19 protein-coding genes are annotated in these 21,494 nt (G+C 57.5%); 10 read left to right on the top strand and 9 right to left on the bottom strand.

What is annotated here, in order from left to right:
• Positions 1 to 36: 36 nt before the first annotated feature.
• Positions 37 to 1,428 (bottom strand): histidine--tRNA ligase, encoded by a 1,392-nt coding sequence (hisS, locus tag BBCT_RS02960; RefSeq protein WP_033513233.1) that lies wholly within the window; start codon positions 1,426 to 1,428, stop codon positions 37 to 39.
• 116 nt (positions 1,429 to 1,544) lie between these two features.
• On the opposite strand from hisS, the gene BBCT_RS02955 reads away from it, so the two are divergent.
• On the top strand, positions 1,545 to 2,981 hold the full coding sequence (locus BBCT_RS02955) for a DUF349 domain-containing protein (protein ID WP_003836545.1): 1,437 nt from the start codon (positions 1,545 to 1,547) through the stop codon (positions 2,979 to 2,981).
• A 248-nt stretch (positions 2,982 to 3,229) separates the two neighbouring features.
• On the opposite strand, the gene BBCT_RS02950 is transcribed toward BBCT_RS02955, so the two are convergent.
• Complete coding sequence (locus BBCT_RS02950; RefSeq protein WP_003836544.1) at positions 3,230 to 5,806, bottom strand: ATP-dependent Clp protease ATP-binding subunit; 2,577 nt, start codon at positions 5,804 to 5,806, stop codon at positions 3,230 to 3,232.
• A gap of 140 nt (positions 5,807 to 5,946) precedes the next feature.
• Here BBCT_RS02950 and BBCT_RS02945 point away from each other — a divergent pair, with 140 nt between their 5' ends.
• Positions 5,947 to 6,963, top strand: a complete 1,017-nt coding sequence (locus tag BBCT_RS02945) for a universal stress protein (RefSeq protein ID WP_003836543.1) — start codon at positions 5,947 to 5,949, stop codon at positions 6,961 to 6,963.
• 86 nt (positions 6,964 to 7,049) lie between these two features.
• On the opposite strand, the gene BBCT_RS02940 is transcribed toward BBCT_RS02945, so the two are convergent.
• From BBCT_RS02940 to BBCT_RS02920, 5 genes are all read right to left on the bottom strand, one after another.
• Positions 7,050 to 8,174 (bottom strand): DUF3027 domain-containing protein, encoded by a 1,125-nt coding sequence (locus tag BBCT_RS02940; RefSeq protein WP_003836541.1) that lies wholly within the window; start codon positions 8,172 to 8,174, stop codon positions 7,050 to 7,052.
• A 3-nt stretch (positions 8,175 to 8,177) separates the two neighbouring features.
• On the bottom strand, positions 8,178 to 8,567 hold the full coding sequence (locus BBCT_RS02935; RefSeq protein WP_003836539.1) for a cold-shock protein: 390 nt from the start codon (positions 8,565 to 8,567) through the stop codon (positions 8,178 to 8,180).
• Positions 8,568 to 8,722: 155 nt separating this feature from the next.
• Positions 8,723 to 10,552, bottom strand: coding sequence for a HAMP domain-containing sensor histidine kinase (locus BBCT_RS02930; protein WP_033513442.1), 1,830 nt, complete (start codon positions 10,550 to 10,552; stop codon positions 8,723 to 8,725).
• Between the two features lie 13 nt (positions 10,553 to 10,565).
• Entirely contained in the window at positions 10,566 to 11,297 is a 732-nt protein-coding gene (locus BBCT_RS02925; RefSeq protein WP_003836535.1) for a response regulator transcription factor, read from the bottom strand.
• 3 nt (positions 11,298 to 11,300) lie between these two features.
• Entirely contained in the window at positions 11,301 to 12,194 is an 894-nt protein-coding gene (locus BBCT_RS02920; RefSeq protein WP_003836533.1) for a TPM domain-containing protein, read from the bottom strand.
• An 84-nt stretch (positions 12,195 to 12,278) separates the two neighbouring features.
• Here BBCT_RS02920 and BBCT_RS02915 point away from each other — a divergent pair, with 84 nt between their 5' ends.
• A complete protein-coding gene (locus BBCT_RS02915; RefSeq protein WP_003836531.1) occupies positions 12,279 to 12,569 on the top strand; it encodes a WXG100 family type VII secretion target in 291 nt (96 codons plus the stop codon).
• A 130-nt stretch (positions 12,570 to 12,699) separates the two neighbouring features.
• On the opposite strand, the gene groL is transcribed toward BBCT_RS02915, so the two are convergent.
• Positions 12,700 to 14,316, bottom strand: a complete 1,617-nt coding sequence (gene groL / locus BBCT_RS02910; RefSeq protein WP_003836529.1) for a chaperonin GroEL — start codon at positions 14,314 to 14,316, stop codon at positions 12,700 to 12,702.
• 271 nt (positions 14,317 to 14,587) lie between these two features.
• Positions 14,588 to 15,274 (bottom strand): LytR C-terminal domain-containing protein, encoded by a 687-nt coding sequence (locus tag BBCT_RS02905; RefSeq protein WP_003836528.1) that lies wholly within the window; start codon positions 15,272 to 15,274, stop codon positions 14,588 to 14,590.
• A 167-nt stretch (positions 15,275 to 15,441) separates the two neighbouring features.
• On the opposite strand from BBCT_RS02905, the gene BBCT_RS02900 reads away from it, so the two are divergent.
• Genes BBCT_RS02900 through BBCT_RS02870 form a run of 7 tightly spaced genes read left to right on the top strand, consistent with a single transcriptional unit; the run spans position 15,442 to position 21,356 of the window.
• Positions 15,442 to 16,152 (top strand): uracil-DNA glycosylase, encoded by a 711-nt coding sequence (locus tag BBCT_RS02900; protein ID WP_003836526.1) that lies wholly within the window; start codon positions 15,442 to 15,444, stop codon positions 16,150 to 16,152.
• A gap of 18 nt (positions 16,153 to 16,170) precedes the next feature.
• Entirely contained in the window at positions 16,171 to 17,238 is a 1,068-nt protein-coding gene (locus tag BBCT_RS02895) for an AAA family ATPase (RefSeq protein ID WP_035136345.1), read from the top strand.
• Positions 17,235 to 18,188, top strand: a complete 954-nt coding sequence (locus BBCT_RS02890) for a DUF58 domain-containing protein (protein ID WP_003836522.1) — start codon at positions 17,235 to 17,237, stop codon at positions 18,186 to 18,188. The genes BBCT_RS02895 and BBCT_RS02890 overlap by 4 nt, the downstream gene beginning before the upstream one ends.
• On the top strand, positions 18,185 to 18,709 hold the full coding sequence (locus BBCT_RS02885; protein WP_003836520.1) for a hypothetical protein: 525 nt from the start codon (positions 18,185 to 18,187) through the stop codon (positions 18,707 to 18,709). The genes BBCT_RS02890 and BBCT_RS02885 overlap by 4 nt, the downstream gene beginning before the upstream one ends.
• Positions 18,710 to 19,777, top strand: a complete 1,068-nt coding sequence (locus tag BBCT_RS02880) for a vWA domain-containing protein (RefSeq protein WP_003836517.1) — start codon at positions 18,710 to 18,712, stop codon at positions 19,775 to 19,777.
• Entirely contained in the window at positions 19,774 to 20,793 is a 1,020-nt protein-coding gene (locus BBCT_RS02875) for a vWA domain-containing protein (protein ID WP_003836516.1), read from the top strand. The genes BBCT_RS02880 and BBCT_RS02875 overlap by 4 nt, the downstream gene beginning before the upstream one ends.
• Positions 20,790 to 21,356, top strand: coding sequence for a DUF6466 family protein (locus tag BBCT_RS02870; protein ID WP_231858085.1), 567 nt, complete (start codon positions 20,790 to 20,792; stop codon positions 21,354 to 21,356). Before BBCT_RS02875 ends, BBCT_RS02870 begins: the two co-directional genes overlap by 4 nt.
• Positions 21,357 to 21,494: the final 138 nt, after the last annotated feature.

The following is a 21,494-nucleotide window of genomic DNA, read 5'->3' as shown; positions in this document are numbered from 1 at the left end:
CCTATTCCTTATTCTCTTGATTGAAGTCTTGCGATTTCAGGCTTCTACAGTAACGGTTTGCTGGGCATACACAGTATCCGGCTCCCAAGACTGTGCGTCGGCCGGCTGCTGGTCACCTGTGATAATGTTCTTGACTTCGTCCGAAGCGTCTTGCGCGGACTCGTCTGCAGGGAACCACACGTACGGAATGCCGAGCTTGTCGGCATACTTGATCTGCTTGCCGAGCTTGGCCGCGGTCGGAGCCACGTCAGCGGCGATGCCACGGGCACGCAGCTGGTTGGCGATCAGGTTGGACGCGGAACGGTTCTCCTCGTTCCACACGGCCACGAGCACAGAAGCCGGGGACACACGATTCGCGTGGGCACCGGCGGTGTGCAGCATGTACGAAACCAAGCGGGACAGGCCGATGGACAGGCCCACACCCGGGTACTTCTTGCTGCCTTGCGATGCGAGGTTGTCGTAACGGCCTCCGGAGCAGATGGACCCGAGCGAGGCTGCACCGTCAAGGAACGTCTCATACACGGAACCGGTATAGTAATCCAAGCCGCGAGCGATCTTCAGATCCGCAATCACGGAACCCGGGCGAATACGAGCGGCCTCGTCAACAATCATCGCCAACGTGTCAAGCCCCTGACGTGCGAGCGCATACGCCTCGGAATCATTGGCGATGTCGTGCTTCTCGCACAACGCGTCGAACTTGCTGGACAGCTCCGCACCATCGGCGGCGGTAAGCTCCGCGAGCTCAAGGCACGCACGAGCCTGATCCTCGTCGGCTCCGCAACCTTCCACCAGCAGCTTGGCCACTTCGTCGGCACCGATTTTGTCGAGCTTGTCGATCTCACGAAGCACGCCTTCGATGTCATTCAGGCCCAAACCACGGTAGAAACCTTCGGAGAGCTTGCGGTTGTTCGCATGCACGGTGGCCTTCGGCAGACCGAACTCGCGCAGACGTTCCAAAGCCGATACCATGACCAGCGGCAACTCAACCTCATAATGATCCGGTAGATCACCATTGCCGATCACATCGATATCGGCCTGCACGAACTCGCGGAAACGACCTTCCTGAGGACGTTCGCCACGCCAGACCTTCTGAATCTGCCAACGCTTAAACGGGAACGCCAAATCACCCGAATGCTCAACGACATAACGGCTCAGCGGAACAGTCAAATCAAAATGCAGACCAAGACGATCTTCAATCGGAGTGTCGGACTCATGACCGACCTCCTGAAGACGGCTCAGCAAGTAAATCTCCTTGCTGGTTTCGCCTTTTTTGAGCAGGCTCGAACCCTGCTCAACCGCACGAGTTTCAATGCCTATGAAGCCATTGAGCTCGAAAACTTCACGGAGCGTGTCGATAACACGCTGCTCCACAACACGTTCAGAGGGGAGCCACTCTGGAAATCCTGAAATAGATGCGCCTTTTGCCACGATTCCCTATAATAAATGAGGTTGCGGAAAATGCATCGCGCTTTTCAGGCTTTGGAAGCACGTTCGTACGATCCGCATCCCCTGCACTACATGAAGCTTACTTAAAGGAGCTGGCCATGGCCGACGAGAATGTCACCGCGTCCGAGAACATTAATGAAACCACCGAGCAGGCGACGACGCCCGCAGTCAAGGCCAGCAAACCGGCCGTTCCGAGCCCTGCTTCAATGAAGCCGCACGCTCCGAGCCCTGCGGCCTTCGCCAAGAAGGCTCCGCAGCACACCGCCCCGGCTGCAGCGTCCACCGGATTCTCCGATGCTGATGTGAAGGCCGCCGAAGCGTTCGGCCGTGTCGCCGATGATGGCACCGTGTTCGTCAAGGACGGCGAAGGAGAACGTGAGGTCGGCCAGTTCCCTGACGCCTCCAAGGAAGAGGCGCTGGCCCTGTATGCCCGCCGTTACCTTGATCTGAAGGCCAAGCTGGACCTGTTCGCCAACAAGCTCAAGGCCAATAATGTGAAGTCCCGCGAAATCGACGAAACCATCAAGGCGTTGTCCGCGGAAACCGAACAGCCGGCAGTGGTGGGCGATCTGGCCGCTCTCAAGGCCCAGTTCGAGGCACTGAAAGAGGAAGGCGCGGCCAAGAAAACCGCATTGACCGAGGCACGCAAGGCTGCCATCGCCAAGGCTCGTGAGGAGCGTACCGCCATTGTGGAGAAGGCCGAGGCATTGGCTGATTCCCTTGACGAAAACACCAACTGGCGTTCCACTGCCGACAAGTTCCGTTCACTTTTCCAGCAGTGGCAGGAACACCAGCGCAACAACATCCGTATCGACAAGGAAGACGCAGACGCCCTGTGGGCCCGCTTCTCCGCGGCCCGCACCAAGTTTAATTTCGCCCGCCGCAAGTGGGTGCAGAGCCGTGACGAAGAACGTAATTCCGCCAAGGCGGCCAAGGAAGCCATCATCGCGGAGGCCGAGGCGCTTCAGGATTCCACCGCTTGGGTTGAGACTTCCCGCAAGTTCACCGAGCTGATGGATCGTTGGAAGAAGGCTGGTCGCGCCGGTCGTCGTGATGATGACGCCATGTGGGAGCGTTTCCGCGCCGCCGCAGACGTATTCTTCAACGCGCGTCAGGCCGATCGTGATCAGATCAGCTCCTCTGAGAAGGAGAATCTCGTCAAGAAGGAAGCTCTGCTGGTCAAGGCCGAGGCGCTTGTTCCCGTCAAGGATGAGGAAAGCGCCAAGCAGGCTCGTCAGGCTCTCGCCGCCATTCAGGAGGAGTGGGATCAGATCGGCTATGTGCCGCGCGACGAAGTACGCCGCATCGAGGGTCGTCTCGACGCCGTCGACAAGCAGATCAAGGCTGTCGAGGATGCCGCGTGGAAGCAGTCCGATCCGGAAGCCGACGCCCGCAAGTCCTCCTTCGAGGAGCAGCTCAACGCGCAGCTCGCCGAGCTTGACGCGAAGATCGCGGCCGAATCCGATCCGAAGAAGAAGGCCAAGCTTGAATCCGAGAAGGCCACCAAGGAGCAGTGGCTGAACGCCATCAAGTAAGTTCCCCGGATCCGACGACTGTATCAAAGGGCTGGTATGCGACGAAACCGTTGGCATACCAGCCCTTTTGTATCTTTTGCATCTTTCATATCGTGCGATTTCATATATGACCTCGCATGAAACGAAAGAACCGATTTGCACCCGCGAATGCAGTCATATAGGATTCCAATAAAAATAAGGTCCTGAAACCTTTCCCAAGATTTCAGGACCTTTTGTTGTTGCGCCTACAATGCGCCAGTTTAATCTGTTTACTCTGCGGATTCCGTCGATTCGGCAGATGCCTCAGCTTCAGCCGGTGTAGCTTCAGTTTCAGCAGACTTGGTATCGGCAGGCTCCGTGTTCGGCTCTTCGAACGCCTCACCGGTAAAGGTGAACTCGCCCAGAATGCCTTCGCCTTCCGCATCGACCTTCACGCGCTGGCCATCTTCAAGTTCGCCCATCAGAATCTTCTCCGAAATGGCGTCTTCGACGTCGCGCTGAATCACACGACGCAACGGACGCGCGCCCAGCAGCGGGTCGAAGCCCTTCTGCGCGAGCAGATCCTTGGCAGCGTCAGTAAGCTCGAGCGACATGTGGCGATCGAACAAGCGATCATTGAGCTGCTTGACATCAAGATCGACGATCTGACGCACTTGCGGCTCGGTGAGCTGCTTGAACACGATGATGTCGTCCAGACGGTTCAGGAATTCCGGACGGAACTGCTGCTTCAGCTCCGCGGAAACCTGATCCTTCATGCGCTGGTAGCTCGACTCGGTGTTGGCACCCAAGTTGAAGCCGGTGTTGGCGGCCTTGGCGATGTCACGAGTACCAAGATTGGTGGTCAGAATGATGATGGTGTTCTTGAAGTCCACCTTGCGTCCCTGGCCATCAGTCAGATGACCATCATCCAATACCTGCAGCAGCGTGTTGAAGATATCCGGATGGGCCTTTTCGATCTCATCGAACAGCACCACGGAGAACGGCTTGCGACGCACCTTCTCGGTGAGTTCGCCGCCCTCTTCGTAGCCGACGTATCCCGGAGGAGCACCAAACAGGCGCGAAGCCGCATATTTCTCGGAGAATTCAGACATGTCGACACGAATCAGCGCGTCCTCGTCGTCAAACAGGAATTCGGCGAGCGTCTTGGCCAGCTCGGTCTTGCCAACACCGGTGGGGCCAGCGAAGATAAACGAACCGGACGGACGCTTCGGATCCTTCAAACCAACACGTGCGCGGCGGATGGAGCGGCTCAATGCGGACACGGCCTCATCCTGGCCGATGATGCGCTTGTGCAGCTCGCTTTCCATGGTCATGAGCTTCTTGGACTCGGCCTGGGTGAGCTTGAACACCGGAATGCCGGTGGTCTGGGAAATCACTTCGGCGATGACATCCTCATCTACGACCATCTTCACGTCGGATTCGCCTTCACGCCATGAAGATTCCTTCTGCTTGCGTTCGGCTTCCAGCTTCTCCTGCTTATCACGCAGCTCAGCAGCCTTTTCGAAGTCCTGGTCTTTGATGGACTGGTCCTTCTCCTCGGCAAGCTTGGCGATCTTCGTGTCGAGTTCCTTGAGTTCCGGCGGAGCGGTCAGTCGACGGATGCGCAGGCGCGCGCCAGCCTCATCGATCAGATCGATGGCCTTGTCAGGCAGGTGACGGTCCTGAATGTAACGGCTCGACAGTTCGGCCGCGGCCTGCAACGCACCATCGGTGATCGTCACATGGTGGTGGTTCTCGTAACGGGAACGCAAGCCCTTAAGGATCTCGATGGTTTCGGCAATGCTCGGCTCGTGCACCTGGATCGGCTGGAAACGACGTTCCAGAGCCGCATCCTTCTCGATGTACTTACGGTACTCGTCGGTGGTGGTGGCGCCAATGGTCTGCAGCTCGCCACGGGCCAGCATAGGCTTCAGCATGTCGGAAGCGCCAAGAGCACCATCTGCGGAGCCAGCACCCACTATGGTATGGATCTCATCGATGAACAGCACAATGTCACCGCGGGTCTTGATCTCCTTGAGCACCTTCTTCAGGCGTTCCTCGAAATCGCCACGGTAGCGCGAACCAGCCACCATGGATCCCAGATCCAACGAATAGACCTGCTTGCCCTTCAGCGTCTCCGGAACGTCACCGGCGTTGATCTTCTGCGCCAAACCTTCGACCACAGCGGTTTTGCCGACACCCGGCTCGCCGATCAGCACCGGATTATTCTTGGTGCGGCGGCTCAGCACCACCATCACACGCTCAATCTCACTCGAGCGACCAATCACCGGATCAAGCTTGCCGGCGGCAGCTTCAGCGGTCAAATTGCGGCCAAACTGGTCAAGAATCGCGGAACCGGTCTGGTTACGACGATCCTGTACGCCACCGGCGTTGGCCAAATCGCCCTTGCCGTCGCCCTTGCCGTCACCGGAATTGCCACGAATCAAGTCGATAGTGGCGCTGCGCAGTTCACCAAGATTGACATCCATCTTGATCAGCACTTGAGTGCCTACGCCTTCGCCTTCATGAATCAGACCGAGCAGGATATGCTCGGTGCCGATATAGCTGTGCCCCAGCTGCAACGCCTCACGCAGCGACAGCTCCAACACCTGCCTGGCATGCGGGGTGAAGGGAATGTGGCCGTTCGGCGTGGCATTCCCCTTACCAATCATCTCTTCGACCTGTTTGCGGGTGTCATCCAAGGTCACACCCTTTGAGGCCAGCGCCTTGGCTGCAACGCCGTCACCCTCGCGAATCAGGCCAAGCAGCAGATGCTCGGTACCGATGTAGTTGTGCTGGAGGGTACGAGCTTCTTCCTGCGCCAGCACGATCACGCGCCGCGCACGGTCGGTAAACCGTTCGAACATGCTTGTCCTTCCACTCTTGTTAGTCCTTCAATACTCTACCGATTCGCGGTGACGTTTGTTTCATCCGCGCGTAAATTGCGCTCTCGACGCAACCAAACAGATATGCTTGGCATATAGCAACAAACAAGGAGGTCACCAAAATGAGCGACACCACCCTAAATGCGACCGGCTCCGAATCGATCGCAGACACCCGTCTCCATGACATCGTCGTCGGCGTTGACGGTTCCGACGAATCCTTCGCCGCATTACGCTGGGCGCTGAACGAGGCATCGCTTACAGGTCAGCAGGTCAATGCGGTGTTCGCCTGGTCCCATTCTTGGGATATGGGATCAGAGCCGGAAGACGAAGAACAATGGGCCGAAGTCCGTCACGATATCGCGCAGAGGCTTCGTGATTGGGTTTCTGAGGCTTCGCAAGGCATGACCCTCAATGAGGATCATGTCAAACTAACATCGGTAAAGGCCACAGGAACATCCGCGTTGCTGGAGATAGGCAGGGACGCGCAGCAGATTGTGGTAGGACGCCGTTCCCTTGGCCGTGTGGCGCGCTGGTTCCTCGGATCTCTTTCGGCTTCGCTCGCCGAGGCTGCGGAAGTTCCAGTCACCGTGGTGCGCATTCTCGACGACGAGGAGTCCAACGTGCAGGATGCCATCGCCAATGCGCTTACACCCTCGGAGAACACCGTGACATACGACCTGCCGGGTTCCCCGCTGCCAAGAAGCCAGCGTCCGATTGTGGTCGGTGTCGACGGATCGGAAACATCGCGACACGCCCTGCGGTTCGCCATCGATCTGGCTGCGCTGCATCATGCTCCCCTGCAGGTAATGTTCTGCTGGCAGCTGAAAGATCTCGGTGTCATCGAGGGGTATGAGAACGCCATCGCGCCAATCGCCGTAGGTCAGAAGCGCGCGGAACGCATTCTTGACGAGCTTCTCGATTCGGTGGAGATTCCCGCGGCCGGCATTCCCGACGATTTCCAGATCGAATCGCACGCCTTCCACATCTCCGCGGCGAAGGGACTGATCGCAGCTTCCCGTTACGCACGCCATTTGGTGGTCGGTTCCCGTGGACTGTCTGGATTGGATGCGCATTTCCTCGGTTCCGTCTCCAAGCAGATCGTCAATTTCGCCGATTGTACCGTCACCGTCGTGCACTAAACATTCGCAACGTTTGCAGATATGAGAGAAGCCCGCTTCCCCAAGTTGGGAATGCGGGCTTCTCTCATATCTGCAGTAAAACCGGATTATTCGGCTTCCGCATTGTTTTCAGACACCTCTTCGACTTCCGAATCCTCGTCATCGCCTAGTTCAACGGTGGCTTCCACTTCAGGCTCGTTCTGCGGGGCCGTATGTTCGAGCACTTCCTCCTGATTCGCGTCGTCATCCACGGTATTGGCTTCGATATCGGCTTCGGAGGCTTCCTCCTCATCGTTCGGATTGTCGTCTTCGTCCACTGACAACTGTTCAATCAGTTCGACGGAACTGCGCTCGTCACGCGGAGTCTGAGCGATGATGTCGATATGAAGGTCGTCGAAAGCCGGCTTCGACTGCACCCACAGATGCGACGGTTCCGGAGGCTCGATCTCGGAATGCTCGCCACAGCCATGGTCGATGGAGACGACACGACCATCATCAGGACTCCACTTGTTGGCGCACACGCCAAACAGGAGGTTCAGCTCACCCTTCAGGGGAATGAAAAATCCGCACGTCGAGCACGGATTGCCATCCGACGTTTTGGTGGACAACGACTTCGGTCCACGTGGCCCCTCATACCAACGTTTCGCGATCTGGGAACGTCCCAAAGGCGTAAGCACGTGTCGGCGGGACAGGTCGAATTCCTCAACCGCCTCGTCGATATCCTCTTCGGAAGTCACCGATGCTGCAGCGCTCTCGTCTTGTGAACCGTCAACCCCACCAGCGTCCGTCTCGGTATTGTCGCCGGCATCCATCGTTTCGGCAGACTCCGCATCGGAAGAAACGTTTTCGCCTTGCTCAGCAGGTTCCACCTTGCGGAACCCCTTCTCCATACGCGGATCGTCGGGATCGGTGCCGATTGAATCGGTCACCGCCAAGTCGGTCGGTTCAAGACGATCCTTCCACGGAATCCATTCCGGTGGACGCAACGCCTTGTCGGTAGGCACCAACGACGACTCATTGACCGTCCAATGATCCAACTCGACATCGTGATACAACGTCACCGACCACTGCCATCCCTCATACCCGCGCACGCGGGTTTCGAAACGAAAATCAGTGACGTTGTCCCCCAAATCGATGGCTTCGACGAAATCGCCGACCTGACTATCCTCATCGGCGACTTCGATGGCCACCGCTTGAGCTATCGCCCTGGGATCCATTGTGGCATCGGACATAAATTATTCCTGTACGTCGAAGTTGTCGGCCACGGCACGCATCAGCGTGGCCAGTTTCTTGCTTTCGGCCGGCGACGGATAATGATGGCGGCGCAGCTGGTTTCCGGCGGAATCCAGCAGCTTTATGAGATCCTCCACGATGGCGGCCATATCATCCGGCTTCGGTCGCGTCGCCTTGACCAGAGACGGGGCGGACGCGACGAGCGTAAGACCCATCGCCTGCGGGCCACGGCGGCCTTCCACCACGGAATACTCGACCTTCGCGCCCTTGCGCAACGTCTTCACGCCCTCCGGCAGGGCAGCTGCAGGCAGGAACACATCGGCGCCCTGCTCGTTCTGAATAAAACCATAGCCTTTGTTCGCATCGAACCAACGAACACGTCCGCTAGGCATTGTCACCTCACTCTTACGTAATCCACATACCTTCAGGCAAGCGAAAGAAAACTGCCCTCCGATTACAAATCAAAGATACAGTTTAGCGCAAGAGGCGGGATATATACCATCTCTTGCGCCAATAAGCGTCAAATCAGGCTTTTCAGGCGTTTGCATCACTGCTTTTTCGGCCTGCGACCCCGCTTGTCACCCTTACGTTCGTCACTGACCTGCGCTAACGGACGCGGCTCCACCGGAGCCACCGGAAGCACCACCGTCAATGTCAAGCCAGTTCCCTCACTGCCGGAAGCGCAGATGAAACCGTGATGCGCCTTGACCACGGATTGCGCAATCGCCATGCCAAGGCCGGTACCGCCCTTCTGCCGAGCTCGAGACGGGTCAGCCGTATAGAAACGTTCGAAAATCTTTGAACGCGCCTCGACCGGAACGCCGGGACCGTGATCGCTGAAGCGAACGATCGCATAGTTCATGCCCACCTGCATCGACTGCCCGACTTCGATGGCTTCGACCAAGTGACGTAGCGACTGCTCGTTCGACGGCATGCGAGACAACGACTCCGGGCTGACGGAAGCCGTCAGCACGCCCATCGAAACCTCCACCGGCGAATCGGCCGGCGTATAGCGGTGGATATTGCCAACGATATTGGTCACCACCTGACGCAATCTTGAAGCATCACCTGTCAGCGTAATATCCGGCATCTGCCCCGGCTGGAACGTCAACCTCGCAGGATTGTTCATATCTTGCCCCGGCTGCAGCACAACCTGGCCGCAAGTGATGCCACGATCCGGATCAAGCGCATGCAAATCGTCAGCAGCGTCCTTCACCACAGAAGTGAGTTTCACCTGCTGGGTGATATCGATGCCACGACCTTCGTCAAGACGCGCCAAAGAAAGCAGATCCTCCACCAACACCGTCATGCGTGCACTGGACGCCTCGATATGCGCGATGGACTCGTCGGCACGCTCCAACGCCCCCGGCATGTCACGCTGCATTTTGTAGAGTTCCGCGTAACCATGAATCGCAGCAAGCGGGGTGCACAATTCATGACTGGCGTCGGAAACGAACCGCTTCATCTTCTCAGTCGTTTCCTCCTGCGCGTGGAAGCTTTCCTCAATGCGCGTCAGCATGGTGTTCAACGACATGGACAGCGAACCGACTTCCGTGTTCTCCGGCAAGTCGGGAACGCGCTGGCTCAAATCTCCTGCCGCGATCTTCGCCGCGGTCTTTTCGATGCGTTTCAGCGGAGCAAGCGTACTTTGCACGACGATGGTGCCGAGGATGACTCCGATCAGCACCACTGCGATGCCGACCATGGCGCAGAACCGCGTCAACGTGTTTGCAGTGTCAATCTGGTCGCTGAGCGACAATCCGATGAACACGACGCCACTGTTTTTGACTTCACCGGCTTTGCTTTTCTCGCTCCAAGGCAACGCTACCACACGCCATGGCGACTGCGCGGCCTGCATGATGGCATGATCCGGCACCCGACTGGTGGTGACATGCACCACCGCCTGCGTGGTGAACGGCTCTCCTAGCGTAACCCCATCGATACTGCCGTCGGAAGGCAGGCTCGGCTCGGATACCACGCCCTCCCGAAGCATGGGCACCGATCCCGCTCCCGTACGCTTGTATTCGCTGTCACGTACCTCGACATAGTACGTGTTCACCAAGCTCCTGCCATCCTCGCTTGTGGTGCTGTCCAGCGAATCCATGCTATTGAAGATCATCTGCGCCTGATTCACCAACTGGTTGTCGGTTTTCTGCAGCAAATAATTGCCTACAAGCGTGCGAATGGAAAAGGAAATACCAATGGTGCCAATGGTGAGCAGCACAATGATGCAGGTGACCAGCTTGGTGCTCAGTGGAATGGCCTGCACCTTCCTTCCAATCCGCCGATGCAAGGGCACACGTTGCGGACACGGCTGGGCGGCGTTCTTCTGCGTGTTCTGCGGGTCAGCCGACGGCTGACGGATATCCTGACTCATCGTGGGGAACCGTTTAGTTCTTCGGCGCGCGAATCATGTAGCCGATGCCACGCTTCGTTTCGATGAGTGGAGCCACCTTGCGCTTCTCGCCGTTCTCATCCTCAACCGTGAGGCCGTCGACCTTCTTACGCAGGTAAGAAATATACGATTCAACGATCGCAGCGTCTCCGCCCCAATCGTACTGCCACACGTGATCCAGAATCTGCGCCTTCGAAAGCACACGTCCCTCGTTATCCATCAAATAACGGAGCAGCTTGTATTCGGTGGGGCTTAAGTCGATCGGCTGGCCGGCGCGGGACACGTCATGCGAGTCCTCGTTGATTTCCAGATCGGCGACGCGAATGATCGGATCGTCTTCAACCTGTTCCTGAGTACGACGTAGGATGGCTCGGATTCTCGCGACAACCTCCTCAAGGCTGAACGGCTTGGTCACGTAATCATCGCCGCCCACGGTCAGGCCCATGACTTTATCTTGCGTATCATCACGAGCCGTCAGATACAGCACCGGCGTGGTGATGCCCTCCTGGCGGATGCGACGAGTCACCGTAAAGCCGTCGATATCCGGGAGCATCACGTCAAGCACAATCAAATCAGGCTGTATTTTTTCGATAACCTCGATGGCCTCGGATCCCGAAGCCGCGGTATTCACTTCAAAACCGGCGAAATGCAGAGACGCCACCAGCAGTTCGCGGATGGACGGTTCGTCATCAACAACGACAATGGATGCTTCAATAGGCTTGCTCATGCCTTAAGCATCACTCTTTTCACTGGATGTTTCCTGAACGGATTCTGAATCTTCCTTTGGCGTCGGTTCCTTATCAGGCGCATCAGCGGACAGCTCGTCATCAACGCTCCACACCTTCACCGGCTCGGAACGCACGGCAACCTCGGCATGCTTCCCCGCATGCTTACGAACCTTACGCTTGATGACGCCGCGTTTGCGCAGAATATGAAACACCACCATAATCACAATCAGCAGTACCAATACGGCAATCATGCCGCCAACACCCAACAGCACCGTCTGCGACGACGTCGAGGTTTTCTTCTGCACTACGATCTGGTCCATCATATCGGTCGCGGACTTCGACCAATTCGGGGTGCTTTCCATCAGAGGTTTCTGCGCGGCATCGGAAAGCGCGTCGACGGTCGACTTCGTTTTCAGCCATTCGTCGGAATTCGATGACACGGCAACCACCAGATTGCCGTCATTCGAAGCGACCGCCAACAACACCGTATTCGGCTTCGGATCAAGCGATTCCAACAATGCGCTCGCCCATTTCGCAGGTTTTTCGTCGCTATTGAAGCTCGCCAGATACAGTAGACGCACGGTAACCCCGGTTTCCTGCTTCGTTTTGCTGATGGCGTCCGTAATTTCAGCGACGTTCGATCCGAGCAGATTCTCGGTGTCGGTGATGTTTTCAGTGGCCGTGATTCCGGTGCCGGTACCTTCATCCGCATTGCCGACAGGAGTTATCCACATCATCGCAATACAGCACAATATCATGGCAAGAAGTGCACAAAGCGCTTCGTTCCAACGTTTTTTGGAGTTTTGCCCCTGGTGCGACACGCCGGTAGGGCACGAATTCGGCCATCCTCCGACCACAACCCTGGTTTTTTCGTTCATCGCGTTCACTCTTGCCATACAGTCCACATTACCGTTCGGATGCGTCAACCGTGAGGAACGGCAAAAACCAGCCATACAAAACGCGACAACGAAAGGATCATTATGGCACAGTATCAGGTGGACAGCGAACAGATTCAATCCTCAAGCGCGGCAGTGAACGCCTCAATCCAAGCGATTCGCCAATCGGTGCAAGGCATGTACGCCAATCTCAATAATCTACAAAGCGTTTGGCGCGGCGGAGCCGCCACGCAATTCAATGCGGTGGCGGAACAATGGCGGGCAGCCCAGCAGCAGATGGAGCAGTCGCTTGAATCGATTCAGCATGCGCTTTCGCAAGCGTCCATGCTCTATTCGGAAACCGAAATGCAGGCGTCGCGTCTGTTCGCACAGTAGCGGCAGATACTTCCGATACGGTCACAGCAGTAGCAGGCACAAAGAAAAAACGGAGCCTGCCTCCATCTTGGGAAGCAGGCTCCGCTTATAGCTTTTCGCTTATGCCGTTAGGCTTTACCGAACCCTTGGATCAGTAGCCCATGTCAGCGCCAGCGGCCGGAGCAGCTGCCGGCGGTTCCGGCTTGTTGGCCACAACAGCCTCGGTGGTCAGGAACAGACCAGCGATGGAAGCTGCGTTCTGCAGAGCGGAACGGGTGACCTTGACCGGGTCAGTGACACCGGCAGCCAGCAGGTCCTCGTACTCGTTGGTTGCAGCGTTCAGGCCCTGACCGTCAGGCAGGGAACGAACCTTGTCGATCACCACGTCGCCAGACAGGCCAGCGTTCTCGGCGATCTGCTTGATCGGAGCTTCGATGGCGCGGAACACGATCGCGGCACCGGTTGCCTCATCGCCTTCGAGCTTGACATCGTTCTCGGCCTTGGCAGCAGCCTGAACCAGAGCGACACCGCCGCCCGGCAGCAGGCCTTCTTCGATGGCGGCCTTGGCGTTGCGCACGGCATCTTCGATGCGGTGCTTGCGTTCCTTGGCCTCAACTTCGGTGGCAGCGCCAACCTTGATGACGGCAACGCCGCCAGCCAACTTGGCCAGACGTTCCTGCAGCTTCTCGCGATCGTAATCGGAATCGGTGTTGGCGATTTCGGCACGAATCTGAGCCACGCGGGCAGCCACGTCTTCCTTGGAGCCGCCGCCGGCCACGATGGTGGTCTCATCCTTGGAGACGATGACCTTCTTGGCAGTGCCGAGCACGGACATGTCGACGGAGTCAAGCTTGAGACCCAGTTCGTCGGACACGACCTGTGCGCCGGTCAGAATGGCCATATCCTGCAGCATGGCCTTGCGACGGTCACCGAAGCCCGGAGCCTTGACGGCGCAGGACTTGAAGGTGCCACGGATGTTGTTCAGGATCAGGGTCGGCAGAGCCTCGCCGTCGACGTCCTCGGCGATGATCAGCAGCGGCTTGCCGGTCTTCATGACCAGTTCGGCGATGTGTACGACGTCCTGCTGGGAGCTCAGCTTGCCGGAGGTCAGCAGGATGTACGGTTCTTCGAGCACTGCGGTCTGATCTTCGGCGTTGGTCACGAAGTACGGGGCAATGTAGCCCTTGTCGAAACGCATGCCTTCGGTGAAGTCCAGATCCAAACCGAAACGGTTGTTGTCCTCAACGGTCACAACACCATCCTGGCCAACCTTGTCCAGCGCCTCAGCGATCTTCTCGCCGACTTCCGGATCGGCTGCGGAAATCGTTGCGGTGGCAGCGATCTGATCCTTGGTCTCAACGTCCTTGGCAGCTGCGATGAGCTCCTTGACGATAGCCTCGGAAGCCTTCTCGATACCACGACGCAGAGCGATTGGGTTGGAACCGGCGGTGACGTTCTTCAGGCCTTCGTGCACCAGGGACTGTGCAAGCACAGTTGCGGTGGTGGTGCCGTCTCCAGCAACATCGTCGGTCTTCTTGGCGACTTCCTTGACCAGTTCGGCACCGATGCGCTCGTACGGGTCGTCCAGGTCGATTTCCTTGGCGATGGAAACGCCATCGTTGGTGATGGTCGGAGCGCCGTAGGTCTTGTCGAGAACCACGTTGCGGCCCTTCGGACCGAGGGTGACCTTAACGGTGTCAGCGAGCTTGTCGAGGCCCGCGAGCATTCCCTGACGAGCTTCGTCGTCGTATGCAATGATCTTTGCCATTGTTCCTCCACATATGGCTACACGGTATTATTCCCACTTTCGAAGCGAAGAACGTACCAGCCGTCAGCTGCTAGTTATCACTCCCACTCCTCGAGTGCTAATTGGCAGATTAGCACTCTCAGGCCGAGAGTGCCAAACTCAATGGCGACGGTTGCGCTGTAAGCAAGAAACCAAACCTCATAAAAAACGCCATAATCATTGGAATTTCAAGGAAACAAAAGCCTTGCCCTCACGAGGAGAACAAGGCTTCACATGGTTACCCACGGCGTTTTCAGTCCAGCAACACCACGACGATCGGCGTGACAAGCCCATCGCTCTGCTGCACATTAGAAATCCCCAAGGTCTGGGCGACATTCTCGGCGGTGGCCCTATCGGTTTCGTTCTGATACCAAACCACGGTCTGCGAAGGAACATTTCCCGTCGGATTACTGGCGGAAACGCTGGTGTACCCGGCTTGGACCAGCACATCAGCCTTGCTCTGCGCGTAACCGGTGATGTTCGTCGCGTTCACCACGCGTACCTCGGTGCCCGTGTTCACGACCTGCTGCGCAGTGGCGTTATCCGCCTGCTCGGCGTTCTGATCGGTGTTCTGATCGGTGTTCTGATCGTTTTGCTGCGAGTCGGTCGACGAACCGGCATTGGATGCGTCCGTCTTATTGCCGGAAGCGGAATCGGATTGGGACTTGGACTTGCTCTCGCCGCTCTTGCTCTTTTCGGCACTTGAAGTGGTCGGACTCTCCTGCGACGACCACGGCATCTTCAGATTGTTGATCTCACCCGAGTAAACGCCCCAGAACAGTAGACCCGCAAGCAGCGCCACAATGATGACAATGACGTACGGCATGGCACGGGACGCTGCAGAACGCGCACCACGATGAACACCCATAGGCCCCGCCGGAGGATTGTCGTACACATCCTTCTCGTAGGAATCGTAGGTCTCCTTGTCCTGCTTAGCCATATTGCAAACCTCGTTTCTCACACACTTATCTGCCAAGTGTACCGACCACCTCAGTCAGAATGCAATCGAACCGCATTCCCACCCTATTCCACACGCCCGTGAAACCATCCCGCGAAAACCAGACCACGTCAATCGTCAGGACCGCAACACGTCGTACAGTAAGGTTCATGACACAAGCGCACATCAAACCATTGAAAGACCTCGTGGAGCCCGGATGGGCGAACGCCCTCGCCGAAGTCGAACCACAGGTGCACCACATGGGCGATTTTCTCCGAGGGGAGATCGCAGCCGGACGCCGATACCTTCCGGCCAGCGCGAATATTCTACGCGCGTTCACCATTCCGTTCGACAGCATCAAAGTGCTTATCGTGGGACAGGACCCTTACCCCACCCCCGGGCACCCGGTGGGACTGAGCTTCTGCGTGGCACCGGAAGTCAAGCCGATACCTCGCAGCCTGACCAACATATACAAGGAACTGACGGATGATCTCGGTATCCCCATGCCCGCGAACGGCGATCTGACGCCTTGGACGAGCCAGGGCGTCATGCTGCTGAACAGGTGTCTGACCGTCGAAGCAGGCAAGCCCGGCAGCCACCAAGACAAAGGATGGGAGATCGTCACTGACGCTGCGATCAGGGCGCTCAACAACCGCCGCAATCCCGACGGCAGCGCCAAGCCTTTGGTCGCTATTCTGTGGGGACGCAAGGCGCAAACGTTGGAGCCGCTGCTCACCAATGCGTTCATCATCTCGTCGCCCCACCCAAGCCCCATGTCAGCACGATATGGATTCTTCGGATCCAAGCCGTTCTCACGCGCCAATCAAGCGCTCATCGCCGCGGGTGAAAAGCCTGTGAATTGGTCCCTTCCGTCAGCTTAACCCGTTACAGTAGCAATCATGGCTTTATTCCCTCCAAAAAATCCGGCACCGGCCCCGGCCCCCATTCCCATGCCGGTCGTCAGCAAACCAAGCACGTTGTCTGCGGAAGACATCAACCGCGCGAAGCAAATCGGCGCACGACTCCGCGCACGCTTCGCACAGACCTTGGTAGGGCAGGACAATCTTCGTGAATCGCTGATCACCACACTGGTGGCAGGCGGCCATATTCTCATCGAATCCGTGCCTGGCCTGGCCAAGACCACGGCAGCGCAAACGCTGGCTACCTCTGTGTCCGGATCGTTCAAAAGGGTGCAGTGCACCCCAGACCTGATGCCGTCAGATCTGGTGGGCACCCAAGTCTTCGATTTCGCCACACAGAAGTTCTCCACGCAGATCGGACCCATCCACGCCAATTTCGTGCTGCTCGACGAAATCAACCGTTCGAACGCGAAAACACAGTCGGCCATGCTTGAAGCCATGGCCGAAGGAGCCACCACCATCGGGGGCCAGCGCATTGCGTTGCCGAAGCCTTTCATGGTCATCGCCACGCAGAACCCCATCGAGGAGGAAGGCACGTTCAACCTTCCTGAAGCGCAGATGGACCGTTTCATGATGAAGGCGGTCATGACCTATCCGACCGCTCAGGAAGAGCAACGCATGCTCTCCATGCTTACCCGTCGCGGTTCCGACACCTTCGATTCACGAGTACTCACCGGAGATGTCGTATCCATCAGCGATGTCGAATTCCTGCGCTCTGTCGCCCGCCGCGTGCATGTTTCCGACGCGATCATGAAATATGCGGTCGATATCGCGGCCACATCACGAGGGGCAGGCACCAAGCCGGTACAGGGACTGTCCACGCTGGTGCGTCTCGGAGCTTCGCCGCGCGCATCCATCGCGCTGATCCGTATCGGACAGGCCAACGCGCTAATGCAGGGACGCGACTATGTGGTTCCGGAAGATGTCAAAACCTTCGCCCATGAGGTGCTGCGCCATCGCATTCTGCTAACGTTTGAAGCTCTTGCCGACGGCATCACCAGCGACCAGGTGGTGGACTCCATCGTTCAGGCGGTTCCCGTTCCATGATCGACGCAATTCGTTCCGAAGATCCGATCCGCAGCAAGATCGAGGCTCTCGGAACCACGTTGAGTCTGCCGACCGTCCGTAAAGCGCTTGGCATTCTTGAGGGAGCGCATGCGTCGGACAAACGTTTCGGCGCCGACGATGTCATGGACATCCGCGTCTACGAACCCGAAGACGAAGCGAAACGGATTGATTGGAAGACCAGTGCCCGTGTTGGCCGTCCAATGGTGGTGCAGCGGGAACGCCCATCCACCTCGCGAGCCTGGCTTTTGCTCGATGTCGGACAGGAGATGACCGGCACCTGCGTTTCCGGTGAGCAGGCGCACCAAGTCGCAGCCAACGCCTTGTGCATGTTCGCCTCGCTCAGCCTGCGCCGAGGAGACGAAGTGTCCATCGTGTTCGGCGACGCAGGTTCGATCACTCGCGTGCCTTTTAATGGCGGACTCGCGCAATTCGAGCAGACGTTGGACAATGCATTGCAACGTGATTGGAGCAAGCCCCGCAATATCGACGCCTTGCTGAAGTATGCCCACCGCATTCGCGATAGGGATGCGCTGGTCATACTCGCCACTGACGAGCACGCACTTGAGGAACGTCATATGGAATCCATTCGCAGGATCGCGAGAACCCACCCGATGGTGCTTATCGACGTGGCCACCATCAATCCATTCGACGACGCACAAGCGCGCACGGTGTTCAACGCGAGCAACGATCGTCGCGTCCCCGCATTCCTACGCACTGGCAAAACAGCACAGGAGGTTCGCACGCACCGCGAATATCTGTCCGCATCCGTCCGGCATGAGTTGAATCGTTGCGGTTCCACCGTAATCCGCGCCGATTCAAGCGAACGCATGTTCCGCGAATTCGTTCGGATGGTATCCGTTTCCCTGGCCCGCTCCACGCGCAATCAGCTGAAAGCCCCGTCCGCGCTCACTCTGGGAGGCAAGGCATGATCATCACCTTGTCCGACAACGGTTTCGACACGATGGATCCGATTCATATCGAAACGGGTCTGGGCATCGTCATCGCAATGTGCATCGCCATCGCCGTGGCACTCGTCATTCTCGTGGTGTGGCTGTCACGTCCGAACCGTAGGCCCACGAAGACAGTCAATCACGGACGTCATGATGCGGCCACGGGCACGTCGGTATGGCACGAACGCATCGATGATGTGGTTGCCCGTCACGCCAAAGGCGATCTTACGAGGGAGAACGCGTTCGCTCTGCTTGCGGCCATCGCAAGGGATTTTGCATCCGCAGCCACCGGCAGCGATGTGCGCAGCCAAACGCTCACCGATATTGAAGCGACTCCACGCACGATAGGCAATCAGCATGGTCTCACCTTGCTCAGACAGACCATCGAAGCGTTGTATCCGCCGGAATTCGCTGATGCCGAACGCAATCACACTGCCAGGGAGGCCACCGTCGAACAAGCCGGAGAGTGGGTTGCCAATCTTGTGGAAAGGTGGCGATGAATGGAATTGTCATGGCACTGGCCGTGGGCCGGTTTCGCAGGTCTGATTGCGGCATTGGCCGTCATCGCCGTCATGGTGCTGGTCGACGCGAAACGCAAGCATGTCGATACCGGATCCGCACGAACGTTCAGCTTAGATGACGATCTCAGCACCGAAACCGCGTCGAAGCTGTTCCGGCAGTGGCGCACGCTGTCACGTATGGCCGCTGTCCTGCTGGTGGCCGCGTTGGTATTGACGATAGCGTTGATGGCACGCCCCAGCACCGTTGATGAAGGAGAGGAACGCGCAAGCAGCCGCGATATCGTGCTGTGCTTGGACGTGTCTGGATCGACGTTGCCTTACGACCGAGAAGTGATCGACACCTACCGCAGATTGGTTGATAGTTTCAAGGGCGAACGCATCGGATTGAATATTTTCAATTCCACGTCACGTACCGTGTTTCCGTTGACCGACGATTATGAGCTGGTATCCGAGCAGCTCGACAAGGCCAGTACGATACTGAAGGGTGTTGAATCGCAAGATGATATCGACAAGATGAAAGACAGCGACTATCAGGCGATCTCCGACTGGTTGGAAGGCACTCAGAATCGCAAGGACGCCACTTCCCTAATCGGCGACGGCGTAGTGAGCTGTGCGGCCATGCTGCCCGGTTTCGCCTACGGCAGCGCCAATGCGGACAACTCGTCCCGTCAACGTGCCGCTTCCATTGTGCTCGCCACCGATAATGTCGTTTCAGGAGATCCGACATACACGCTTCAGGAAGCACTCGACCTGACCAAACAGGCGGAAATCACGGTCGACGGGCTTTTTTCCGGACCACAGCAAAGCGAATCGGAGCAGGCCACCAGTCAGTTCAAATCCGAAATCGAATCACATGACGGCGTGTTTCTCACGCAATCGAACGGCGCTTCCGTTTCCGAACTGGTCAAACAAATCGAATCACGTCGCAGCCAAGAAAGCGCGTCAAGCAGCAAGGCCGCCATGTCGGACGCGCCTGGATGGTGGACATTGGCGCTGGCTGTGGTAATGGTGTTCTGGCTGATATTGGCTTGGAGGTTGAAGCGATGAATCATCTGACGCTCTCCCCAGCTTTGGGTTGGCCTGTCGGCTTGGCGGTCGCCGTGGCCATGCTGGCTTGCGCAGTCGCACAGATCGTGCTGCATATCCGCAGACGAGGGCAAAGCGACGAAACCGTCTGGGCTTGCGTAAGACGTTCCCTTACCTGCATGCTCGTGGCCGTTATGGCATTGACCCCAAGCATCGTCTCATCCACGAATAGCCGCGCGATCAACACCACCGATGTGGTGGTGGCGGTCGACGTGACCGGTTCCATGGCGGTCAAGGACGCGCAATACGGTTCCGACGAGCAACTCAGCCGTTTGGATGTTTCCAAGCAGGCCGTGAAAGACATCACCGCCATGTACCCAAATTCCAGTTTCGCGGCATTGCGATTCGGAGCTTCGGGAACATTGGATGTTCCATTGACACCCGATTCGAAAGCGATCGACAATTGGGCGGACACGCTCGCACCGGAATCGACTTCCGTTTCGGCCGGTTCGACTTTGGATGTGCCGATTGACCAGTTGCTGTTGACATGCAAGTCGATTCATGAGCAGCACCCGGATGATGCGATTGTGCTGTACCTGATTTCGGACGGCGAACAGACATCTTCGAAAACACGTCGTACGTTCTCATCACTACGCCGCTACCTTTCCGACGCGTTCACCATTGCCGTCGGCAGCGAACAAGGGGGTAACATCCCCATGACCGGCGATAGTGTGAACGAAGGCGACGGACAGTGGGTCACCGATCCGGAAACCGGCGAACCTGGCGTATCACGCATGAACGCCGACGATATGAACACCATCGCCGACGAACTCAGCGGAACCGCCATCCAACTCAACGCGACAACAACCATGAGCAGCGGAGCCTCCAAAGAAGCATCCGGCCAATGGCGTGTCACGCACACCACCAAACAACGCACGAGAACCGTCGCCGTGGTCTGGCCGTTCGCCATTGCCGTGGCGCTGCTGCTGGCTTTCGAAGCCGGAGCATGGATCACGCAATCCAGGAGGCTGCTGTGAGCACGACCGTCAAAGCACGCGCATCCTTGCCTGTTCGTATCATCATCGCCGTCATCGCGGCCATTTCAATCGCCGTGGGCGCGCTTGCCATAGTGAATCTCGCTTCCGTAAGCAACTACAATCAAGCCACGAACAGCTTGAACGCGAATATCAAAGCCAGCCAACAGCAGGACGCCGATTTCGACAAATTACAGACCCAACAGCAGCAGACCGACGCCCAATTCCGTGAAGCCGGAGCGGCAGGCGCGTTGTTGTTGCCAAACGTGCGTTCATCCATCGAACATAACGCCGCCGTCTCGGCAAGACTGACCGAATCCATACGCAAGAAGATCCAGTCAATGCAGGATTCAGGAAAATCCGATACCGGCACTGCCATCGAAGGTGAGCAGTCCATCACCGACGGCAATCAAGGCAACGGAAGCACATTGACCGACGAGCAGCGTCAGAAAGTCGAGGAGCTTCTGGCGCAGAACGCGCAATCCACCCAATCCGATTCCAACGATTCCGGTTCTGCCGCCAAACAGGATTCCGACGGAACGTCCTCACCTGCAAAACCTTGGTAAGGGGACTTGCTTCAAGCAAGTTATCCACAGGCATGCCGGCGTGCTTTCGTTGATTTTCCAACGACGACACGCCGGCAACTTGTTTTTCGACCATCCTCCGACCACAGGTCTCGTTCTCCACGCCACGGCAGCCGCCCG

Origin of the sequence: Bifidobacterium catenulatum DSM 16992 = JCM 1194 = LMG 11043 (assembly GCF_001025195.1) — a bacterium.
GTDB classification, from domain to species: domain Bacteria; phylum Actinomycetota; class Actinomycetes; order Actinomycetales; family Bifidobacteriaceae; genus Bifidobacterium; species Bifidobacterium catenulatum.
Note: the sequence above shows the minus strand (reverse complement) of the source record. Positions and strands in the feature narration are given on the sequence as shown.